Source organism: Deltaproteobacteria bacterium GWC2_65_14, from assembly GCA_001797615.1.
Lineage (GTDB): Bacteria > Desulfobacterota > Deferrimicrobia > Deferrimicrobiales > Deferrimicrobiaceae > GWC2-65-14.
In genome coordinates this window covers 10,861-12,051 of record MGPV01000014.1, presented here as the reverse complement: position 1 = coordinate 12,051, position 1,191 = coordinate 10,861, and the positions used below count along the sequence as shown (strand labels likewise).

At 65.8% G+C, this 1,191-nt stretch carries 2 tRNA genes and 1 pseudogene (1 of these 3 only partly in view); all 3 read right to left on the bottom strand.

Annotation, left to right across the window (positions count from 1 at the left end):
* Positions 1 to 69 precede the first annotated feature (69 nt).
* Positions 70 to 154, bottom strand: a tRNA-Tyr gene (locus A2X88_09100).
* A 126-nt stretch (positions 155 to 280) separates the two neighbouring features.
* Positions 281 to 355 (bottom strand) — tRNA-Thr (locus A2X88_09095).
* Positions 356 to 401: 46 nt separating this feature from the next.
* Positions 402 to 1,191, bottom strand: a pseudogene (locus A2X88_09090) (hypothetical protein); it runs 608 nt beyond the window's last position.

The following is a 1,191-nucleotide window of genomic DNA, read 5'->3' as shown; positions in this document are numbered from 1 at the left end:
AGCTTCGGAGGGCATCCTCCGTAGCGCAAGGTCCCCATTCCTCCTTTGCGGACCTTGTGCGGAGGAGGATGGTGGAGGGGGGAGGATTCGAACCTCCGTAGGCGCTGCCAGCAGATTTACAGTCTGCCCCCTTTGGCCACTCGGGTACCCCTCCACGCCGTTCGACTGCCCTCCTTCGCTCCTTCGGCGCAACGAAAAAACCGAGCCTCGGAGCTTCGGAGGGCATCCTCCGTAGCGCAAGGTCCCCATTCCTCCTTTGCGGACCTTGTGCGGAGGAGGATGGAGCCGACGAGAGGAATCGAACCTCCAACCATCTGATTACAAATCAGATGCTCTACCGTTGAGCTACGTCGGCCAAGGAACGATCCCGCAATCCTGAACCTGAACCTGTGAATTTGATCTTATTTCCCGGGGGATGTCAACGACTTTCGCAGAAAGAACCCGAAGATCCCGGCGGACACGGAGACGTTCAGGGAATCGACCCCGGCGGACATCCCGATCCGGACCGCCGCGTCGCACCGTTCCCTCACCAGCTTCCGGATCCCCGTCTCCTCGCTTCCCAGCACGACCCCCGTCCTGGCGGCCGGTTCCCACCCGAAAAGATCGATCTCCCCGTCCCCCGCCGCCGCGTAGATCCAGAATCCCGCTTCCTGCATCGTCTCCATCGCCCGGACCAGGTTCGTCACCTGGACCACGGGGACATGCGCCGCCGCCCCGGCGGAAGCGCGAAACACCGCGGAGGTCACCGGGCAGGAGCGGTCCTTCGGGATCAGCACCCCCTCCGCACCGAAGGCGCGCGCATTCCGGAGGACGGCTCCCAGGTTCTGGGGATCGGTGATCCCGTCTAGGAGGAAGGCGAACGCCTTCTCCGGGAGCGATTCGATCCAGAGGGGCATCTCCGCGTATCGGTACTCGGCGATCTCCGCCGCGACACCGCCCCCTTCCCTCTCCCCCGTCCTGCGGTTCCACTCCTCCCGGGAGCAGGAAAGGCAGGGGACTCCCGCGGAGCGGGCAAGGCCGGCGATCCTCCCCCGCAGGGTCTCCGGAACGGACTCCGAGAGCAGGACCTTCCGCGGCGCCTGGGTCCGGGAAGAGAGGATCTCCTCCACCGGGTGGAGCCCCGTGACCCAGAGGGGGGTCATTCCGGCCGGTTCCGGGCGTCGCGCCCCCTGGCCATCTCGGCGGCGAACC